Raw genomic sequence first — 19,772 nt, forward strand, 5'->3', positions numbered from 1 at the left:
GTTATGATTAAAACGAACTGGCTGCGCAAGCAAAGCTGGTTGGGATATGTGTTTATTCTTCCGAATATGCTGGGAGTGTTGTTGTTTTTCGTCGTGCCTGCATTATTCTCCTTTGGACTGATTTTTACCGATTATCAATTTTCGAATCCCAATGTTTCGTTCACGGGCCTAGACAATATTAAGCGAATGTTTCAGGATGAACAGTTCTATAACGCCATTAAGAATACCGCGATATTCCTTCTTTCCGTTCCGGTGTCGCTTGGGCTGGCCTTTGTCGTCGCACTCGTTCTGAATAAGAATGTTTATTTGAAAGGGCTGTTGCGGGGGATGTTTTTTCTTCCCTATATTTCTAGCGGGGTAGCTGTTGCATTCGTTTGGATGCTCTTGTTTCAGCCCTCTCAAGGACCGATCAATGAAATACTCCGCTGGATTGGCATTGTATCGCCGCCAGGCTGGTTCGCAGATGCCGAGACTGCGATGTATGCGATCGATATCATACAGATATGGTTCTTGTTAGGCTACAACATGATTATTTATCTTGCTGCCCTTCAAGAAGTATCGCCTGAGCTGCTGGAAGCAGCAAAGATTGACGGCGCAAAAAGCAGAACCATCACGTGGCGCATAGTATGGCCGCTCGTTAGCCCGACTACATTTATGCTGCTCATTACGGGCTTAATCATGACGATGAAATCCTTCTCCTTAATTCAAGCGATCACACAAGGCGGCCCCAGCGGCAGTACGACGATCTTATCGCTTTACATTTACAAAACAGCCTTCAGCTATTATGAAATGGGCTATGCCTCAGCGATATCATGGTTCTTATTCGCCATTATTATGGGGATAACCGTCATTCAATGGTTTAGCCAGAAGCACTGGGTCCACTATTAGAAAGGGGAGTTTTCAATGAACGATCTAGCCGGCTCTTTCAAAACCAAGATGCCGTTAACTGTACTCATGCTCGTTTGCGGCGTGTTCATGATACTTCCGTTTCTATGGATGGTCAGCACGTCCCTGCAGAGTCCAAGCGAAGTATTTACGAGATGGCTGCCCTCTAAGCTTGATTGGAGAAGCCATGAACGGATTTGGACAGGTAACTATAGCTTCATTACTTATTATATGAATTCTATTAAAATCTCCATTATCAGCACAGTCGGCGCAGTGTTTCTGTCCGCATTCGCTGCATACGGCTTTGCAAGAATCGAGTTCAGGGGCAGAAATGCGATGTTCCTCGTCTACTTATCCATGATGATGATACCGCCACAGGTTATTTTTGTTCCCAAGTTCATCATGTTTAACTGGATGCATATATACAACACTCATTGGGCGCTTATACTGCCGGGCTTGTTCTCGATTTTTGGCGTATTTATGCTAAGGCAATTTTTCATGAGCATCCCGAAGGAAATTACGGAATCTGCTTTTATAGACGGTGCCGGTCATTTTCGTATTTTCTTTAGGCTTGTTCTGCCTTTAGCAAAGCCCGCGCTAGCTACCTTTACGATTATCGATTTCTCGTGGCACTGGAATGACTTTGAGAATGCGCTCGTATTTTTATCCAGCCCGAATTTGTATACGATTCCACTTGGCTTGCAGAATTTCATTTTGGAAAATAACGTCGATTACAACGGCATGATGGCCGCGGCAACCGCTGCGATCATCCCAATGATCCTAATCTTCATAATAGGTCAAAAATATATTATTCAGGGCATATCCGGCTCTGCCGTTAAGGGCTGATCACTCATAAAGAATAGGAGCGTGCTGACATGAGATCTGAGAACATGAAGACAGAAGTAACCGTCATTGGAGGCGGGCTCGCCGGCGTTTGCGCTGCCATTGCTGCGGCAAGATTGGGACAAACGGTATCCTTGGTGCAAAACCGTCCTGTTTTGGGCGGCAACTCCAGCAGCGAGGTGCGCGTTTGGGTATGCGGCGCTACAGGGCATGGCGTGAATCGTTATGCCAGAGAAACGGGTATTATGGGTGAATTGTTCGTCGAGAATCAGTATCGTAATCCGGATGGCAATCCTTATCTTTGGGATTTAATCGTATTAGAAGCCGTTAAAGCGGAGAAAAATATAGAGCTGTTTCTCAATACGGATGTACATGAGGTGGAGGCAACAGGTTCAGAGGCGGATCGCCACATTCATTCCGTGACAGGCTGGATGATGGGATCTGAACGCAGAATTCGCTTTGAGAGCAAAGTTTTTTTAGATTGTACCGGGGACGGTCTGGTAGGATTTCTAGCAGGAGCAAAGTTTCGAATTGGACGGGAAGCGCAGCATGAATTTAAGGAGGATTGGGCTCCTGAGGCTGCGGATGACATTACGCTCGGAAGCACGATTTTATTTTATACAAAGGATGCTGGCCAGCCAGTCAAATATATCCCGCCAAGCTTTGCCAAGGATATCTCCCAAACCTCCATACCGGTACGTCGGGTGATGCGAAGCGGAGATTCGGGCTGTCATTACTGGTGGATCGAATGGGGCGGCGAGCTGGATACCGTTCATGAGAATGAGAGAATACGGGATGAGCTGTGGTCCGTTATTTATGGAATCTGGGATTACATTAAGAACTCAGGCAAATTTGAAGCGGAAAATATGACTCTGGAATGGGTAGGTTCTCTTCCTGGCAAACGGGAATACAGGAGATTTGTCGGTGATTATATCCTAAATCAGAATGATATCGTAGCTCAAGAGCAATTTGAGGATCGCGTAGCCTTCGGAGGCTGGTCCATCGACTTGCATCCGCCGAAAGGCATGTACGCGGAAGAGAGCGGCTCCAAGCACTTCCACGCAGACGGCACGTATCACATTCCGTTCCGTTCGCTTTATTCCAGCAACGTTAACAATTTATTGTTCGCCGGCAGGAATGTTAGTGCGACACATGTTGCTTTTGGCACGACCAGAGTGATGGCAACCTGCGCGGTAATGGGAGAAGCGGCTGGAACGGGAGCTGCCCTCTCTGCTATGAAGGGAATTACACCAAGAGAGCTAGGTCAGTCTCATCTTGCAGAGCTGCAGCAAACGCTGATTAGACAAGATGCTTCCGTTATCGGTATTCGAAATGAAGAGGCCAGCGATCTAGGGAGAATCGCCAAAGCGACTGCTTCAAGCACGATGAGAAACGTGCATATAGATGATGCGTCTAAGGTCTATTCTTTGCTTAATCCGGCCGGGATAACGTTCCCGGTCACAGCGGAGCTAAATAAGCTTTCTCTGCTAGTTGATGCTTTGGCGAATACAGAAATGACGATTGAGCTGCATTCTACCGGAAAGAAAGAAAACTACATTCCAACGGGACTTATCTCCAAGCATACAGTGAACGTAACGCAGGGAACGAAGCAGTGGGTTGATTTTGCGCTTGATTACCGGACGGAAGAAATGATCAATTTATTCGTTGTGATTCAGTCGAACAAAGAGCTGCAATTGTATACGTCTGAAACACCGCTTTACGGTGTGTTGTGCTTCGAGAATAAGATCGATTCATCCGCTGATTTCTCCAGTTTCTCGGATACGCAGCAGACCATGGCTTGGCAAATGAAAGCTCTAAACCGCACCCCTTTCTGCTTCAAAGTATTCCCAGAGACTACAGCATATGAAGCGGTATCTGCTATTGATGGATACACAAGACCTTATGCCGGTCCTCATACATGGGTATCTAATCGAATGGAAACGAATAAGCCGGAATGGCTTTCTCTTGAGTGGGATTCCTCCGTGTGCCTGTCAGACATTCATATTACCTTCAATGATGATGTGAATGAGGATCTCATCAATTTGCATCATCATAGGACGCCATTTGAGGTTATTCCTGAGCTGGTGAAGGATTATCGGATTGAGGCTTTTGTCGATGAGCAGTGGAAGGTACTGCTGCGTGAGACGGATAATAAGAAACGTAAGCGGACTCATCAGCTGGTGCCTACCCTTACAAATAAGATACGTGTTGTAATTGAAGCTACAAATGGATGCCCTTATGCAGAAATTATTGAAATACGGGCTTATGAGTAAATGCGAAATAATGAAGCGGGATAAGAACAGCCGTGCAGAAATCTGCAAGGCTGTTTCCCGATTACCAACTCTTGAACTAACAAGTAAAGTAAGCTCGGCTTACGGGCATAATAACGTGATCTCGTAAAGGAATATCGATTAGGATTTCGAAAGCGGTGAATATCATTGGAGGCTTTGGAATACAGCATTACCGACGAATGGAATGAAGCTCGGTGGATCGCAGCAGAGCGAATCTACGAGCAAGCGTTTCCCCTTGACGGCAAGAAAAGCCGTGATATCGTTCGTCGCATGTTTGAAAAACGGATGTGCCAGCTACACACAATGGCCCAGGACTCAGAAATGGTTGGTATGGCATTGACCGGAATCGATCAGCATGCTGGAGCTTTGCTAATTGATTATATAGCGGTTCGTAAGGACTTTCGCGGCAGCGGATACGGCCGACTATTTCTTGACCGTATCAAGGAATGGGCGCGTACAGCTGCGAACTGCAAAGGGATCATCGTCGAAGTGGAATCCGAACCAACCGAGGAAAACAGCCGGCGAATCCATTTCTGGGAATCAAACGGTTTCCATCTCACTGCTTATATTCACCAGTACATTTGGGTTCCAGAGCCCTATCAGGCGATGTATTTGAATTTCGAAGAGGATATTCGGCTGCCGGATGATGGGAAGCTGCTGTTTCGCAGCATTACTCGATTCCATGAAAAAGCGTATCGTCGTTCTAAAGGAGAACGGGAGCCTAAATAAACGAAACAACGAGGTTGCCATAGGATCTAATGGCAGCCTCGTTGTTATGCTGAATAAGAATAAGTGTAGTTATTCAATTGTGCTTTTCGTTGCCTTATACATATTTTCTACGTATTCGTCGACTTCATCTCGTGACATGCGCAAGCGATTCACAGAGGTACCATATCCGATTTCCTGTTTATGCCCTTCTAATCCTTTGAAAATTTCGTCTGCGAAGGCATCTAATGGTTCTCCTTGCGTATGCAGCCCTGCACCGCCTAAATCTGTATTCACTGCCGGAGGAGCAACTTCGATTACCTCTACAGAAGTATCAGAAAGCTGGTGCCGTAGGCTCATCGTAAATGAATGAAGCGCCGCTTTCGTTGCCGAATAAATTGGAGCAATCGCAAACGGTGTAAAAGCTAACCCAGATGTCACGTTAAGGATAGCAGCCTCTTCTTTCGTTGCAAAATATGGAGCGAACAGCATGGAGAGATGGAAAGGCGCTTCAAGGTTGGTTGTGATTTCTTTACTGAAATAACGCCAATTGTTCCTCGCATCCGCTTTTAAAACATTAAAGCGTTGTTGAATCCCTGCATTGTTGACTAACACATTCACGTCCGGATAGTTTTCTGTTACCCAATCAAACAATGCGACACGCTCGGATTCAATATCCAAATCGCTTACGCGAGTAATCATGCTAGGGAATTTTTCTTTCGCATTTTGAAGTACATGTTCACGTCGTCCACAAACAATGACTTTATTTCCAGCCTTAATAAAGCGTTCTGCAAAAGCTAATCCTATTCCAGAGCTTCCGCCTGTAATTAGTATTGTATTTCCTGAAAGCTTCATTCTCGTTCCTCTTCTCTTTGATGTTCTTCAATTCATAAAAACAAAGCCAATTCCTTTATATGCGCCGGTTACGAACACTTGTATCATCTTATCCTTCTTCTGATTTTTCTTGAATGCGATTTGTATAACGGGTAATTTTTACGTCAATCCCTCTTAAGGATTCTGTTATCAACGCAAGTTCGCCAAGCACGGTTTGCTTGTGATTTTTCATCATTTCAAATCGAAGTTCAATGGTGCGATCTCCTTCTATTACCCAATCCATATATTGCTTAATACCGCTTATAGGCATATGCGTGTTTTTTAAACAAATAACGGTTTCGAGGAGCGCAATTTGATCTTCTGAAAATAACCGCCTGCCGGCTTCATCACGTTCAATTAGCGGTAGCAGTCCTTTTTTTTCATAATAACGTAACGTTGATTCGGGAATATTGCATTTGGCTGAAGCTTCGCTAATGGAACAATACTTCATCTGGAGACCTCCAAATTTTATCTTTCATTGTCGACAGGAATAGGATACGACTTAAACCATGGTTTAAGTCAACAAAAAAAACAATAAAATATATAAGATAGTTACAGATGCGTATGCTGATTTCGAGGGAGATTCGGAAGCCTTAACGGGGCAAGCTGTGTTCTTTCCCAGGCTCTTGAAGGTCGCGGAAGACAGCCACAAGGACGACGAAGAGCCTGAGGAGGCGAACGGTAGGAAATGGGGTTGTGCCAATTGGATTGTTCAATGCTCGTAAAATATTTACTTTGCAGCTTACTTCAAGCGCTAAGCAGCAAAGGAGCGATAAAATCACGGAACACATTTGATGGATGCCGATCCTTTTTCCGTTTATCGTCGGTGAGTACCACTACGATATCCAAGACGGGAATCATATAAATGAACTGTCCGGCATATCCCCTGGCGTAATAGTAGTCAAAAGAAGGCGAAGGGGAGGACCATTCCTGGTCATCAACCCTATTCTCGCCGAACGTATCCGTCCACCAATGCCAGCCGTAAAAGCCGCGGTTTGGCGAACTTGCGAGAATGGCGGGCTGTACGGAATGAAGCACTCGTTTCTTGGAAATCAGCTGCCGCTGCTCCCATCGTCCCTGCTGCAGGTACAGCAGCCCGAACCTCAGCATATCCGCAGGGCGCAGCTGCAAGCCGTATCCTCCGGTATGGATGCCTTGGGGATCGGCTTCCCATTTATAGTCTTCGATGCCAAGCGGGGCAAACAGCTCCTCCTCGGCAAAGCGGGCTGTAGGCATGCCGGTTGCCTGTACAAGAATGGCAGACAGTAGCTGGGATGCCCCGGAGTTGTACTCCATCCGGGTTCCCGGAGCGACGGACAGGGGCTGCTTCAATACAAAATCAACCCAATCGCTGGACCGTGTCATGCGCGGAAATGACTTTTGCCCGCCGAACTCGTTCCAATCGAACCCCGGAGTCATCGTCAAGAGATGCTCCAGCGTGATTTCACTTTTTCGGGGATCTGGATCCGCAAGAAGCTGCGGGAAAAAATCGGAGATAGGAGTGTGAGCCTCCGGTAATATTTCTTGATCCATGGCGATGCAAACCAGAGCCGATAGAACGCTCTTTGTGCAGGAGTTTATTTTGGAGATTACTGCCGGAATGGACGGATCCCGATAGTGCTCAAACAGCATCCGGTTGCTTTGGGTGATCAGGCAGCTTCTCAAGTCTATGGGTTCAATGGCTGATGATAGTTCAGATAGGTTCATGCATTCCATTCCTTTATTCTCGTTATGTGCTCTCAAAAGCATATTAACAATAGCTCAAACAAAAAGGAGGGTCAAGCAAAGGGGGACGCAGCCCGCTACTGCTCCGTGAGGTTATTAACGGATAGCCGATAGTCGGAGGGAGAGACGCCATGCACCAGCTTGAATTTGCGAAAAAAATAATTAGGGTCAAGAAATCCGACTGCGGTGGCGATTTCTGATGCCTTTAATGGCGTAACGGCAAGCATTTTTTTGGCATGGCTTAATCTGACACGGTTAAGATAATCATTGAAGAACTCTCCCGTTTCCTTCTTGAATAGTCTTCCAAGGTAAACATTATTCACATTAAAATGCAGCGACAGCAGCTGCAAGGATAACTCCTCGCTATAGTTTTTCTGTACATATCGTTCTACCTGCCTGGCTATCGGGTTCTGTGAGATCAGGTTCATTTCCCGGTCTGTCTCAAGAAATACTTTATTATTGCAGAGTGCCAGCGCTTCATTATACGATTCATGCAGCTGGCTAGGCAGGCAGGTGACCTTCCCAAAGTAATTGATCCAGGGGGTTTTCAGTATTTCACCATACCGCTTGGAAATGTCGGTCATCCAGCTGTGATTGCTCTCGCTGAACCGGTCGGCATCATGACCTTCGTCCGTGAACAGCACAATAATTTGCCTGTGCTCATTAAGAAAGGCAATTCCGCGTCCGCTTTCCTGCAGCACTTCCTCCACGCTATTAAGGATAGCAAATGAGCGGTATTGCTCCTCATTCCGGGGCAGCTCTCCTTCCTGCGGGTTACGCCAATCAATGATGCAAATTTGGTACCGTTCATTCATCAGCAGGGGCAATTGCAAAAATTTCAGCTTTTCACGCAGCTGATCATGCTGAATCCGGTTTTGCACCCAGCGAAGCAAAATATTATTTTTCAACAATTGGAACGACTCTCGCTGCATTTGCTCGGCAATATATTGCCCCTGAAAGCGTTCTGTGCAGGAGGCTATAATTTCGGTAAGCTCTGATGCGTCAATAGGCTTGAGCAAATAATCTTCGACTTGATGTTTCATTGCCTGCCGCACATAAGCATATTCGTTGTACCCGCTGAGCACGACGATAGAGGTGTTCCAGTTTCTCAGCCTGATCTGCTCGATCAGATGCAGTCCGTCCCCCTTTGGCATACGAATGTCAGTAAGGACAATATGGGGCTTGTTCGCCTCCATTAGCTCCAATGCTTCATAAGCGCCCTCTGCCTCGGATAATTGCGTAATATTAAGCGCCTTCCAATTAATTAACCGCTTTAAGCCTTCTCTTATATATTGATCGTCATCGACAATTAATAGACTTGTCATCGTAAACCTCCTCAAGAAAGCTGGCTAGCGTTTATAGGGGAATATCATAATCAGCCGAAAGGGCATAGCCTCGGATTGATGTTCGGGCAGAGACAAGCCGTACTCATTGCCGTAATAATGCTTGATGCGCTCGTGAATATTTTTGAGTCCCAGATGCTGCTCGGGAAATGTATTTGCCGTTTCCAGCAGCTGCTGCAAGCGGCTGTGCTCCTCTGCGGAAATGTTTTTGCCGTTGTTATGCATTTCGATCATGAGCAGATCGGATTCTTTCTTGATCGTTACCGTAATAACAGGATCATCATACTGCTCCAGCATGCCATGCTGTATGGCGTTCTCAATGACAGGCTGCAAGGTGAATTTGAGCATGAAGCAGTTTTCCAAATTGAGCTCGGAGATTACCCGAAGCTCGATGCGGTTGGACTTGCCAAGCATAAGCAGCTCCAAGTAGTAGTTCGTATGCGCAAGCTCCTCCTGCACGGAGATGAGGTCGTCCGTCGGCTGGAGCATCCAGCGATACAGCCGCCCAAGATGATAAAGTTTCTCTGCCAGAGAAGGCTGCTCGCTAATGACGGCCTGCATGCGCAGGGATTCCAACGTATTGTATAAAAAATGAGGATGGATCTGGGTTTTTAAGGCTATAAACTCTGCATTGCGTTTTCGAATTTCGGCTATGTACACCTGACTGATATGGTTTTGCAGCTCCTGCGTCATCCGATTGAAGCGGAGCATCAGATCGCTGATTTCATCTTCGCCATTTACGGGCATCAGATGAGTGAACGGATTGCGCTGCACCTTTTTGAAGTGCTTGCTCATCTGGTTAAATCGCCCGACGATAAACCGCTGAATAATATGGATGATCACGATGCAGACGAGCCAGCTTAAGCCAAGTATGATTAATACGCGAACCGCGATGTCCGATAGCTTGCTTTGCAAATTGGATTTGTAGCTAATGCCTATAATCTCAATTTGGTATTTATCGATCGAGAGCTGAGAGATCAAATCATCCGATTCGTCCCAAGCGGATGGTTCATCCGGCCTGCTATCCAGCAGCACATTGTCCTTCTGCTTAATAATAAGCCTGTAGTCCGAGCTCTGGGAATCGAACTCATTCGTAATGGTACGTGTATTTAGGGTAACGAGATGGTAACCGTATACCTGGTCGGGATGAATGCTCGTTGGATTATAGATGGGATTAACGATGTAAAGCATACGGTCAGCGGGTGCCAGCAGCTGATCGGCGCTTCCGAAATAGGGATGCTGATAAGACTTTGGAAAGGATTCGAAAAACGGCTTATACGGATAGGAGGGATTAACGCGATACTTTTGCTGCTGTGATTCTACAAATAATCGCTCATCCTGCAGCCGGTACATCATAACTGCGGAAATATAGGGGTTACGGGAAAGCATATGCGTCATCACGTTTTTGAGATAATTTTGTTCGGTTACCGCTTTCCTGTCCTCCAAATGACTAGGAGTATTTTCAGGGAGGAACAACTCATACACGCTGGTCTGCATGTTGCTGTTCTGATAGATGCTCATGGAATCATATTTGAACCGCTCCATAATATCAATCAATTGAATTTTTATTTTCTCTGTGCGGAAGGTTAGCAGTTCATGCTCTTTTTTCTCCAGAATGGAATAGAAGTTATCGTAAATGACGAGGCCAAGCAGCAAAAATACGATAAGCAACGCTGCGCCAATCCCGATATTCAGCTTGCGAAATATAAATCTGCCGATCCATTCGCGGTACAAGGTCTTAATCACATGGAGCCGACTCCTTTGGTGTTGATGAATTTAGGTTTGTCGTGAGCGCTTGTTCATCTAACGACATTTTATGAACAAATTTAAAGCGCTGTCAACTGTTAGCCGTAAGCATCTCAGGCAAGGCTAAGCGGGGGGCTGGCGCTAATTCCTGTTTAATCTTGCCAGAGCATAAGCCGTGAAGATACAGTTTTTCCAGTAAAGCTATCGTTTTTACTCTAGCGGAAATGGTGCATCGGTTTAATAAGGAAATAATGAATTGCAGAGGGGGGCAGCGTGCGTTTAAACACGGAATGGCGTATATTTTGAACCGCGAAAAGAGGTTTAATTGGTCTAGTTAAAGTAGAGTTTATACTGTGGCAGCGTTTAACAACATCTTCCTATAATAGATTTGAGGTTATTAACAGAGAAGAAGAGGTGGTCGAAATGAGAAAGTGGTTTGCGCTTTGTACGATCATGATGCTGGCTGCGGTATTGGCGGCTTGCAGCGGCAATAGCGGAAATAGCGCTGGCGAGAAGGAGTCCGCTCCAAACCAGTCGACGAACAGCGGCGGGGAGAAGGGAACGGATAAAGAAGCAGTCAAGGATGTTGAAATTGTATTTCAATCCTGGATTACTCCGAACCTGACGGTCGAATATTACGATCAATTGATTAAAAAGTTTGAAAGCGCTAACCCTGGCATCAAAGTGAAGCGAATTCAGCCTCCGGCGAACGAAGGATCGCCTGACAGCTACCTAAAAACATTGCTTGCATCGGGAGACTTCCCTGATGTCGTCCAGAACGCCACGATCCAAATGTTCGTAGATGCCGACGCATTGCTTGATATTCCAATTGACGATGACATTAAGAAGATTAACAACTATGAGGCTGAGATGATTGATGGCAAGCTATACAATATTTCGGCCATCAGACAGCCGCAATCTCTTATTTTCTATAATAAAAAGCTATTCGCCGAAGCGGGCATTACCTCCACTCCGAAGTCATGGGCAGAGCTGGAAGCGGCTGCGGAGAAGCTGAAGGCCAAAAATATTACTCCGCTGCTTACGGCAGGCGATTGGACGGCTGGATTTACGTTTTCGGTAATGACATCGCCTAGCGTTTATAAGGACAATAAAAATTGGTACGCAGACCGCTTCGACAATAAAGTGAAATTTACAGATGCGAACTGGAAGGAAGCAGCCGGTTATTATACCAATCTTGTTGAGAAGGGGTACTTCAACAAAGGTGCTTTAAGCATCGACTACACGGCAGTTGAGCAGGAGTTTTTGAAGGGCAAGGGAGCTATGTATCCGATGGGCTCATGGTTCAGCGCGGCTGAAGCTGTTGCGGACAAGGATTTTGAGGTAGGCGTATTTGCGACACCTACCAAGGATGGCACGCAATATTTGCTGGGCGGAGAAAATGCGGGCGGTTATGCGGTTGCCAAAAACAGCAATCACCCCGAAGAGGCGCTCAAATTCGCAAAATTTATGATGCTGGACCCGGAAGCCCATAAAGGCTATTTGCAGGCAGACGCATTGTTCTCGAATTTGAAGGAGCCGCTCAAATGGGAAATGTCTCCTTTGCAGACGGAAATTTACGAGCTGCTGCTCAACAACCCTCCAATGGTTGGCCATATGAACAATAAAGTCGGCAGAGTGCCTGTTGCAGGCATTCAGGACCAATACAACAAAGTAGCGCAAAGCATTATGCTCGGTGATTTGGATGTGGAGAAGGGTATGAAATCACTAGACGAATATTGGGATAAAAACAATAAATAAAGCTGCGGCAGAAGGGGCGAACATTAGGGCTCGCCCCTATCCCAATGGCATCATTAAGATACTTGGCGGTGATACAAATTGCTTAAAAATGATCGATGGTCTTTTGCGTTAATGTTTTCACCAGGCATTATGATTTACTTCTGTTTCCTGCTGATCCCTATCTTCCTGTTAGTCTATTATTCTTTTTACAATTGGGATGGCCTTAGCCCGTCCTATCAATTTGCAGGATTAAGCAACTATGTGGAAGCCTTTCATGACAAGGCTTTTGCACGTGCGCTGAAAGTCACCTTGTTCATTACGGTGGTGGCAACCTTGGCTGTGAATATACTTGGAATCGCCTTTGCGGTTCTCTTGAACAAAAAAGGCCGGATGACAAATATGTATAGATCCGTCTTCTTCTTCCCTCTGCTGCTGAGCACAGTCTCGATCGGTTTTATTTGGAAGAGCATACTGAGCTACAACGGCTTGCTTAACAACCTGCTGGAGAAGCTTGGGACGGAGCGCATCGAGTTTTTCGGGAACCCGGATTTGGCGGTACTGACCATTACTTTCCTTGCGATCTGGCAGTCTACCGGCTTTATTATTGTCATCTATTTGGCAGGGCTTCAATCGATTCCGGGCAGCTTGTATGAGGCGGTCAAAATGGACGGGGCCAACCGATGGCAGCAGTTCAGGCATATCACGTTTCCGATGCTGGCACCTGCGTTTACGATGAGCATCATCTTTATGTTTACGGGCTCTATGCGGGAATACGACCGCGTTGCTATCCTTACTTCCGGCGGACCGGCCGGAGCGACTGAAACAATCGCCTATCAGGTGGTTAAGGTCGGCTTTAGCGCGAACCGGCTGAGCTACTCTGCTAGTCTTGCCGTCTATATGCTGATTATCGTAAGCCTTTTATCGGTTTCCTTGACGGTCTACTTGCGAAGAAGAGAGGAGAGGCTGCTATGAGGAGAAGTTTCTCCCATTCGATCAGGCATCTATTCCTCATGCCTTTGTCTCTGTTATTGCTTATTCCGTTCTATATCGCTGTCGTCAATGCATTCAAGACAAGAACGGACATTTTGAACAACCCTTTTTCTCTGCCCGTGCTCAATTTGACGCTAGACAATTTTATAAGATCGGCGGTGACGCCATCCTTTAATATTTTCAAAGCATACGGGACGTCTGTTCTCATTACATCGGTATCGGTCGTTCTGCTTATTGTGCTGTGCTCGATGATGTCCTTTGTTTTTGCCCGCGTGAGCAATCGCTTTTTGTCCGTATGCTATTTGCTGCTGCTGTCAGGTTTAATGATTCCGCCGCAAGTGATTTTGATTCCGCTTGTTAAGGTACTGGCGAAGCTTGGACTGATGTTCACGCCGCAGGGGTTGATTCTTTACAATATCGGGTTTTATGTGCCGTTTACGGTATTTATATTTGTAGGCTTTATCCGCACGCTGTCGAGGGAGCTGGATGAGTCCGCAAAGATTGACGGGGCGAGTCAATTTACGATTTTTTGGAAAATATTATTCCCGCTGCTGCGTCCCGCGACTGCTTCAGCCGTTATTTTCTTATGCTTGTGGATTTGGAATGATTTTATAAATCCGGTCATTATTTTGGGCTCTACGAAGAGCTACACCGTAACGACGGGAATCTTTCAAGCCGTTGGGCAGTACAGCACGAACTGGGAGGATGTGTTTGCCCTAGTCGTATTGGCCTCGGCGCCGATTTTTCTACTCTACCTGTTCATGCAACGGCAGTTTATTGCGGGGCTGACGGAAGGCTCGCTAAAGGGGTAGCGCGTATCAATTGGAGCCTTGATCGCAAGAGCGAAGTGCTTCTTCTCTGATGCGATATGATTTGGAAAGGGGGCTGAGTTCTGACTTTGGCTGAACGTAATAGCCAGTGCGGGCGCAGTTAAGCCGCACTGGTCATAAGCGAAAAAAAACGAAAAGAAACGTAGGAGGCGTCTATCCATGAAAAGAAAGCTGGCTTTGCTAATAGCCATATACATGGTGTTTACAAGCTTGTCCCTGTCAGGTGCGATTAAACCGGTTCAAGCCGCTTCGCAGCAGAGCTTTTACGTATCGCCGCTAGGAGATGACAACAACAGCGGGACCTCTGATTCGCCATTTAGGACCATTGATAAAGCGAGGGAGGCTGTACGCGAAATAAACAGCACCATGACAAATGATATTTATGTCTATTTGCAGGATGGCGAATATCTGTTAGATGAAACTTTGACATTCGACACCTTGGATTCCGGTAATAACGGATACAAAGTGATCTACACGGCTGATGCGGGAGCGACTCCTGTCATTAGCGGCGGCGTCGACATTAGTGCAGGCTGGGAATTATACGATAGCGATAAAAACATCTATAAAAAGACAGGCGTAAATTGGAATTTCAGGCAGCTGTATGTTGGCGAGGATCGGGGAATCCGGGCACGGCAGCCCAATTTGACCAATGATGTAGTCAAAGGTCCATATTATAGGGCTAAAAACGGCGAATATCCTTATGCTATTAATGAGGATGCACGCTCGTGGGCCAGCGAATTAAGCGGAACATCTGCTGAAATGGTTATTTTGCAAAGCTGGAGTCAAGTGCGCGGCCGAATTGACACCATTAATGAAACGACAGGGCAAGTAGACTTTAAATTCCCTGAAAGCGGCTTTTCGTACAATCATCATAGTCAAGGCAATTCGCCATACTTTTTTGAAAACGCTTTATCTTTACTAGACGCAGAAGGGGAATGGTATCTGGATACTGCTGAAGAAACGGTATATTACAAGCCAAGAAGCAGCGAGAGCATCAATGCCACTCGGATCATTGCCCCTAAGCTGGAGACTGTTGTGAATGTGGAAGGCAGCTCAGGGAGCAGCGTTCATGACATCGAATTTTCTGGCATTACATTCATGCACAGCAATTGGCTGGCGCCGTCGAGCTATGGTTATGTAGATGTGCAGGCAGGCTTCAGATATCAGTCCGTCACTGGCGGAAATAACACCGAAATTAGAAATACAGCCCGTTATACTGCATCCCGAGCGATGCTTGAGTTGAAATATACAAGCCATATTACGATCTCTAACAATATTTTTCAATATGCGGGAAGCTGGGGCATTATGGGGTATGAGGGCACCGATCACACCTCGATAGACGGGAACAAATTTAGCGACAATGCCGGGGGCGGCGTAGCTATGGGCATTGTTGGCGATCTGTGGGATGACAACGAAGGAAAAGATCTTTCTTACACGCTGCCTGATGGCCAAAGCCAATTTGATACCATTACAAACAACACAATCGATCATATTGGGCTCGATTACGGCGATATGGTTGGGATTGGAGCCATGCTTCCCCAAAACATGACAATCGCAAATAATGAGATCAGCAACCTGCCGTATTCCGGCATTAGTATAGGGTGGAACTGGGCTGATGCAGATCATGGCATGACGAATAATCAGGTGCGCAACAATTACATTCATGATTCAGTAAGGCTTGTCCAGGACGGAGGCGGCATTTACACACTGGGTCGCATGGATGGATACTCCAATATCTATCACAACTATATAAAAAACATGAGGCAAGGTGAATATGCGGCCTGGAACCATATCATGGGCGTCTATTTGGATGGGCAAACGAGTTACAGGATGGTTGAGCGAAACGTGATCGATAATACGGAGCATGCTTTCTCGGGTTCCGCGCACGACAATATCATTAGGTACAACTATTACAATGTTGACTTTGGCGGAGTGAATTCATCAAGCACGGCTTATGGGAACATCAGCGTCGCAGGCCAAAACTGGCCGCAGGAAGCGCAGGATATTATTGCAGCGGCAGGCCCGTGGAAAGCGCCGCTTCCGGCACCTCAAGAGCCTGTAAATCTCGCATTGAAAAAACCGGTAACAGCATTCTCGCAAAGCAAAGATCCGGCATTCGCGGTGGATGGCGATACGAGCACGAGATGGGCGCAGGAAGAAGGAAGAACCGATGCCCAGTGGTTGACGGTAGATCTTGGAGACGTATATTCCATTGCTTCGACAAGCACGATGTTTGAGCTAAACACAGGCTACAAATACAAAATTGAATACTCGGAGGACGGAGAGAATTGGGAGCTGTTTGCCGACAAGACAGCAGTTGCCACGACCCAGCAAACCAACCAGGACGAAAATGACGCAATGGCGCGGTATATGCGAATTACGCTGTCTCACGATTGGGGAGGAAGCATTTATGAATTCAGCGTGTATCCTGGAGAAGGCGGCACGCCTCCCGAAGCCAATTCATTGATTCAGCGGAAGGAAGTCACCTTCGATAAAAATCCATCAAGGCAGGTTGACGTGCAGGTCAAAATGGTTTTAAACGGCGGGAAGCTGGATGGAATCAAAAACGGGGCGGCTCAGCTGGTACCTGATCAAGACTACAAATTATTTTGGGATCAGGTATTGATCTATAAATCCTATCTCCAATCACTGCCAACTGGGGAAAATAACCTGACGTTTGATTTTGAAACCGGAGAAGACCCTGACCTGAAGGTGAATGTCATTGAAGACGACGGGTCCGTCAATGTCGCGCTTAACAAGCCGGTAACGGCTTCGTCGCAAAGCTTGGAGCCTGCTAATGCCGTCGATGGGAATGCAAGCACAAGATGGGCGCAGCAGGAAGGGATATGGAATACCGAAGGTTGGCTGATGGTTGATTTGCAGGGCGTATATGCCGTGAAATCCGTTACGACCATGTTCGAATTGCCTAGTGGCTATAAATACAAAATCGAGTATTCCATGGATGGGCAAAGCTGGCACACGTATGCAGACCGAACAGCAAGTGAAACGACGCAGCAAACCTACCAGGACAACAACGAAAATGCGGTTACGGCAAGGTATATGAAAATAAAGGCGTTATATAGTTTGGGCCCGAGCATATACGAGTTTAGTGTGTATGGCACCAAAACAAATCCTAGTTCTGCCCTTGATAAGACAACGGCTGCTTTTAACAAAAATCCGAATAGCCAGTCGGATATAACCGTTGGACTGGATCTTCAAGGCAATACACTTACCGGCATCAAAAATAGATCGCTCTACCTGAGCCCTGATGCAGACTATAGCGTTACGGGAAACGAGGTTCAGATCCATCGCGCTTATCTGGCAACGCTAGGTGAAGGAAAGAGTAGCCTAACCTTCGAATTCAGTTCAGGCGACAACAAGCATTTAGAGGTAAGCGTAACCGAAATTAGTGGTGGAGAAATCGATATCGCTTTAAGTAAATCGGTTATTGCATCGTCACAAAGCCAAAATCCGTTGTTTGCTATAGACGGAAACCCATCCACCAGATGGGCGCAGCAGGAAGGCTTGACCGTGCCTCAGTGGCTGAAGGTTGATCTTGGCGATGCCTACAACATCACAGGCATTAAAACGAGATTTGAGCTGAACTCGGGATACAAATACAAAATAGAGTACTCCTCGGACGGCAATAGCTGGACAGCGTATGCCGACAAGACCAGCGCGGCTACGACGCAACAAATAAATGAGGATCGCAAGGAAGCTGCCGTCTCGGCTAGATATATTCGGTTGAATGTGACGGATTCAAGCGGAAACGGGGCCAGCGTATACGATTTTAATGTATTTACATTTAAAGAAGCGGCGGCATCCAATTCCTCTATTAGCCCCGTATCGTTCGTCTTTGACAAAAATCCTTCACAGCAGCTGGATGCAGTGATTGATGTGGCGTTAAACGGAAATACGCTAATCGGAGTGAAAAACGGTGAGGTGCAGCTGACAGCTAATGTAGACTATAGTCTGGTAAACGATAAGGTAACGATAATGAAATCGTATTTGGCTGCTCTTGAGGTAGGAACCGCCAATCTTACCTTTACGTTCAGCGAAGGCGAAAACGCCAATCTTGAAGTAAAAGTTATAAACACCGGCGGCGGCAATGGCGGCAATGGCGGAAATAACGGCGGGAACAACGGCAATAACGGGAACAACGGCAATAACGGCAATAACGGCAATAACGGCAATAACGGCAATAACGGCAATAACGGCAATAACGGCAATAACGGTAATCATTCAAATGGTGGAACCGGGGAAAATGAGGGCACGGAAGCTCCTAAATTCACGGATGTTAACGGCCATTGGGGGCAAGCGAGCATCGAGCAAGCCGTGAAGCTAGGCATCGTCAAAGGTTACACGGATGGCACGTTTAAGCCTAATGCAACGGTGACACGTGCAGAGTTTGTAGTCATGCTCATGAACGGTCTGAAGTTGGCTGACAGCAAGGCCGAGCTGAGCTTTGTCGATGGCGACAAGATTGGCGCGTGGTCCCAGGAAGCAATTGCCAAAGCGCTGCAAGCAGGAATCGTAACCGGCTATAAGGACGGAAGCTTCCGTCCGTCTTCGAGTGTTACGCGTGCGGAGCTGGCGGTCATGATTGCCAGAGCCGGCGGAGTAAAGCTTCCGGAGGTGGATACAACCGGCTTTGCGGACGACAGCGAAATCCCAGCCTGGGCTAAGAGCGCTGTATATGCCATGAAGGAAGCGGAGATCTTGAAAGGAAGAACAGGCAATAAGTTCGCGCCCCATGCGCAAGCAACTAGGGCCGAGGCAATTACAATTATTTTGAATTTGCTGCAGGCGAGCAAGCAAACCATATAGGATTTTCAGAAGCTGCCCTTTTAAGAAAGGAGGCAGCTTCTTTTTTTTGTTTTATGATCTGGAGGATCGTGCAATAAAACAGGAGCATCCTGATACCGGCCTCCGAACCCTCTACCCTATACTTGCTTTAGGCCTTTGATGAGGCTGCAGAGTAAGCGAAAAAAATCAGCCATTAGTAAAGGAGATAAAAAAATGTCTAATATCGCAGGAAAAGTTGTTGCCATTACGGGTGCAAGCAGTGGAATCGGAGAGGCAACTGCACGTCTGTTAGCACAAAAAGGAGCACGTATCGTAATAGGAGCAAGACGCACGGATAAGCTGGAAAGCCTTGCAGCTGAGATCCGTTCAGAAGGCGGTCTGGTTGAGCTGCAGAGCTTAGACGTGACGGATAGAAATCAAATGGAAGCTTTTATTCAGCTTGCGAACAAAACGTATGGGCAAATCGATGTTGTAATAAATAATGCCGGCGTAATGCCGTTGTCTCCCATAGAGGCGCTTAAGGTAGAGGAATGGGACCGGATGATTGACGTGAATATTCGCGGCGTGCTTCACGGCATTGCTGCGGGGCTGCCTATTATGAGAAAGCAGGGCTTTGGCCAATTTATAAATATGGCTTCAATCGGAGCTTATACCGTTTCACCAACCGCGGCTGTATATTGTGCAACTAAGTTTGCTGTGAGAGCCATTACGGAGGGACTGCGTCAGGAGGCAGGCGGCGATATCCGTGTGACGCTTGTTTCACCTGGAGTAACGGAATCCGAGCTTGCAGAATCGATTTCAGATGAAGAAGCGCGTCAGGTGATGAATGATTTTCGACGGGTCTCGATTCCCGCTGCGGCAATCGCGCGTGCGATCGTGTACGCCATTGAACAACCGGCGGATGTTGACGTTAGTGAAATGATTGTGCGTCCAACGGCAAGCCTGTTTTAATAGATTTAATCATTTTCTCAAAAAGGCGGCTAGTAGATTTATTTCTA

General features: G+C 46.7%; 14 protein-coding genes. 9 read left to right on the plus strand and 5 right to left on the minus strand.

From position 1 onward, the window contains the following. Nucleotides 1-3 precede the first annotated feature (3 nt). From ADU23_RS12070 to ADU23_RS12085, 4 genes are all read left to right on the plus strand, one after another. Nucleotides 4-888 (plus strand): carbohydrate ABC transporter permease, encoded by an 885-nt coding sequence (locus tag ADU23_RS12070; protein WP_063845981.1) that lies wholly within the window; start codon nucleotides 4-6, stop codon nucleotides 886-888. A 15-nt stretch (nucleotides 889-903) separates the two neighbouring features. Then, nucleotides 904-1,731, plus strand: coding sequence for a carbohydrate ABC transporter permease (locus ADU23_RS12075; RefSeq protein WP_053373965.1), 828 nt, complete (start codon nucleotides 904-906; stop codon nucleotides 1,729-1,731). A 29-nt stretch (nucleotides 1,732-1,760) separates the two neighbouring features. After that, nucleotides 1,761-4,001 (plus strand): FAD-dependent oxidoreductase, encoded by a 2,241-nt coding sequence (locus ADU23_RS12080; RefSeq protein WP_053373966.1) that lies wholly within the window; start codon nucleotides 1,761-1,763, stop codon nucleotides 3,999-4,001. A gap of 165 nt (nucleotides 4,002-4,166) precedes the next feature. After that, the gene (locus ADU23_RS12085) at nucleotides 4,167-4,748 is read left to right on the plus strand and encodes a GNAT family N-acetyltransferase (protein ID WP_053373967.1); all 582 of its coding nucleotides are present in this window, start codon (nucleotides 4,167-4,169) and stop codon (nucleotides 4,746-4,748) included. 69 nt (nucleotides 4,749-4,817) lie between these two features. Here ADU23_RS12085 and ADU23_RS12090 read toward each other — a convergent pair whose 3' ends face one another. From ADU23_RS12090 to ADU23_RS12110, 5 genes are all read right to left on the minus strand, one after another. Beyond that, nucleotides 4,818-5,579, minus strand: a complete 762-nt coding sequence (locus ADU23_RS12090; RefSeq protein ID WP_053373968.1) for an SDR family oxidoreductase — start codon at nucleotides 5,577-5,579, stop codon at nucleotides 4,818-4,820. A gap of 88 nt (nucleotides 5,580-5,667) precedes the next feature. Further along, nucleotides 5,668-6,048: a MerR family transcriptional regulator gene (locus ADU23_RS12095; protein ID WP_053373969.1), complete on the minus strand. Its 381-nt coding sequence runs from the start codon at nucleotides 6,046-6,048 to the stop codon at nucleotides 5,668-5,670. A 296-nt stretch (nucleotides 6,049-6,344) separates the two neighbouring features. Next, complete coding sequence (locus ADU23_RS12100) at nucleotides 6,345-7,304, minus strand: serine hydrolase domain-containing protein (protein ID WP_331459238.1); 960 nt, start codon at nucleotides 7,302-7,304, stop codon at nucleotides 6,345-6,347. A 95-nt stretch (nucleotides 7,305-7,399) separates the two neighbouring features. Next, a complete protein-coding gene (locus ADU23_RS12105) occupies nucleotides 7,400-8,647 on the minus strand; it encodes a response regulator (protein WP_053373971.1) in 1,248 nt (415 codons plus the stop codon). Nucleotides 8,648-8,671: 24 nt separating this feature from the next. After that, nucleotides 8,672-10,411, minus strand: a complete 1,740-nt coding sequence (locus ADU23_RS12110) for a sensor histidine kinase (RefSeq protein ID WP_053373972.1) — start codon at nucleotides 10,409-10,411, stop codon at nucleotides 8,672-8,674. Nucleotides 10,412-10,834: 423 nt separating this feature from the next. On the opposite strand from ADU23_RS12110, the gene ADU23_RS12115 reads away from it, so the two are divergent. The 5 genes from ADU23_RS12115 to ADU23_RS12135 all read left to right on the plus strand — a co-directional run bounded on the left by ADU23_RS12115 (nucleotide 10,835) and on the right by ADU23_RS12135 (nucleotide 19,725). Beyond that, nucleotides 10,835-12,169 carry an ABC transporter substrate-binding protein gene (locus ADU23_RS12115; RefSeq protein WP_053373973.1) on the plus strand — a complete coding sequence of 445 codons (1,335 nt, stop codon included), beginning with the start codon at nucleotides 10,835-10,837 and terminating at the stop codon, nucleotides 12,167-12,169. Between the two features lie 78 nt (nucleotides 12,170-12,247). Then, nucleotides 12,248-13,120, plus strand: coding sequence for a carbohydrate ABC transporter permease (locus ADU23_RS12120; protein ID WP_053373974.1), 873 nt, complete (start codon nucleotides 12,248-12,250; stop codon nucleotides 13,118-13,120). Next, the gene (locus ADU23_RS12125; protein ID WP_053373975.1) at nucleotides 13,117-13,950 is read left to right on the plus strand and encodes a carbohydrate ABC transporter permease; all 834 of its coding nucleotides are present in this window, start codon (nucleotides 13,117-13,119) and stop codon (nucleotides 13,948-13,950) included. The genes ADU23_RS12120 and ADU23_RS12125 overlap by 4 nt, the downstream gene beginning before the upstream one ends. A gap of 177 nt (nucleotides 13,951-14,127) precedes the next feature. Further along, on the plus strand, nucleotides 14,128-18,795 hold the full coding sequence (locus ADU23_RS12130; protein WP_053373976.1) for a X2-like carbohydrate binding domain-containing protein: 4,668 nt from the start codon (nucleotides 14,128-14,130) through the stop codon (nucleotides 18,793-18,795). Between the two features lie 192 nt (nucleotides 18,796-18,987). Continuing rightward, nucleotides 18,988-19,725, plus strand: coding sequence for an SDR family oxidoreductase (locus ADU23_RS12135; RefSeq protein WP_053373977.1), 738 nt, complete (start codon nucleotides 18,988-18,990; stop codon nucleotides 19,723-19,725). The last annotated feature ends 47 nt before the right edge of the window (nucleotides 19,726-19,772 follow it).

It is taken from the genome of Paenibacillus sp. FJAT-27812 (assembly GCF_001273905.1).
GTDB lineage: Bacteria > Bacillota > Bacilli > Paenibacillales > Paenibacillaceae > Pristimantibacillus.

Bases quoted from the DNA above. Each gene is read 5' to 3' on its own strand.
- ADU23_RS12070 (WP_063845981.1), top strand. From the start codon at position 4: ATGATTAAAACGAACTGGCTGCGCAAGCAAAGCTGGTTGGGATATGTG.
- ADU23_RS12075 (WP_053373965.1), top strand. From the start codon at position 904: ATGAACGATCTAGCCGGCTCTTTCAAAACCAAGATGCCGTTAACTGTA.
- ADU23_RS12080 (WP_053373966.1), top strand. From the start codon at position 1,761: ATGAGATCTGAGAACATGAAGACAGAAGTAACCGTCATTGGAGGCGGG.
- ADU23_RS12090 (WP_053373968.1), bottom strand. From the start codon at position 5,579: ATGAAGCTTTCAGGAAATACAATACTAATTACAGGCGGAAGCTCTGGA.
- ADU23_RS12095 (WP_053373969.1), bottom strand. From the start codon at position 6,048: ATGAAGTATTGTTCCATTAGCGAAGCTTCAGCCAAATGCAATATTCCC.
- ADU23_RS12100 (WP_331459238.1), bottom strand. From the start codon at position 7,304: ATGAACCTATCTGAACTATCATCAGCCATTGAACCCATAGACTTGAGA.
- ADU23_RS12105 (WP_053373971.1), bottom strand. From the start codon at position 8,647: ATGACAAGTCTATTAATTGTCGATGACGATCAATATATAAGAGAAGGC.
- ADU23_RS12115 (WP_053373973.1), top strand. From the start codon at position 10,835: ATGAGAAAGTGGTTTGCGCTTTGTACGATCATGATGCTGGCTGCGGTA.
- ADU23_RS12125 (WP_053373975.1), top strand. From the start codon at position 13,117: ATGAGGAGAAGTTTCTCCCATTCGATCAGGCATCTATTCCTCATGCCT.
- ADU23_RS12130 (WP_053373976.1), top strand. From the start codon at position 14,128: ATGAAAAGAAAGCTGGCTTTGCTAATAGCCATATACATGGTGTTTACA.
- ADU23_RS12135 (WP_053373977.1), top strand. From the start codon at position 18,988: ATGTCTAATATCGCAGGAAAAGTTGTTGCCATTACGGGTGCAAGCAGT.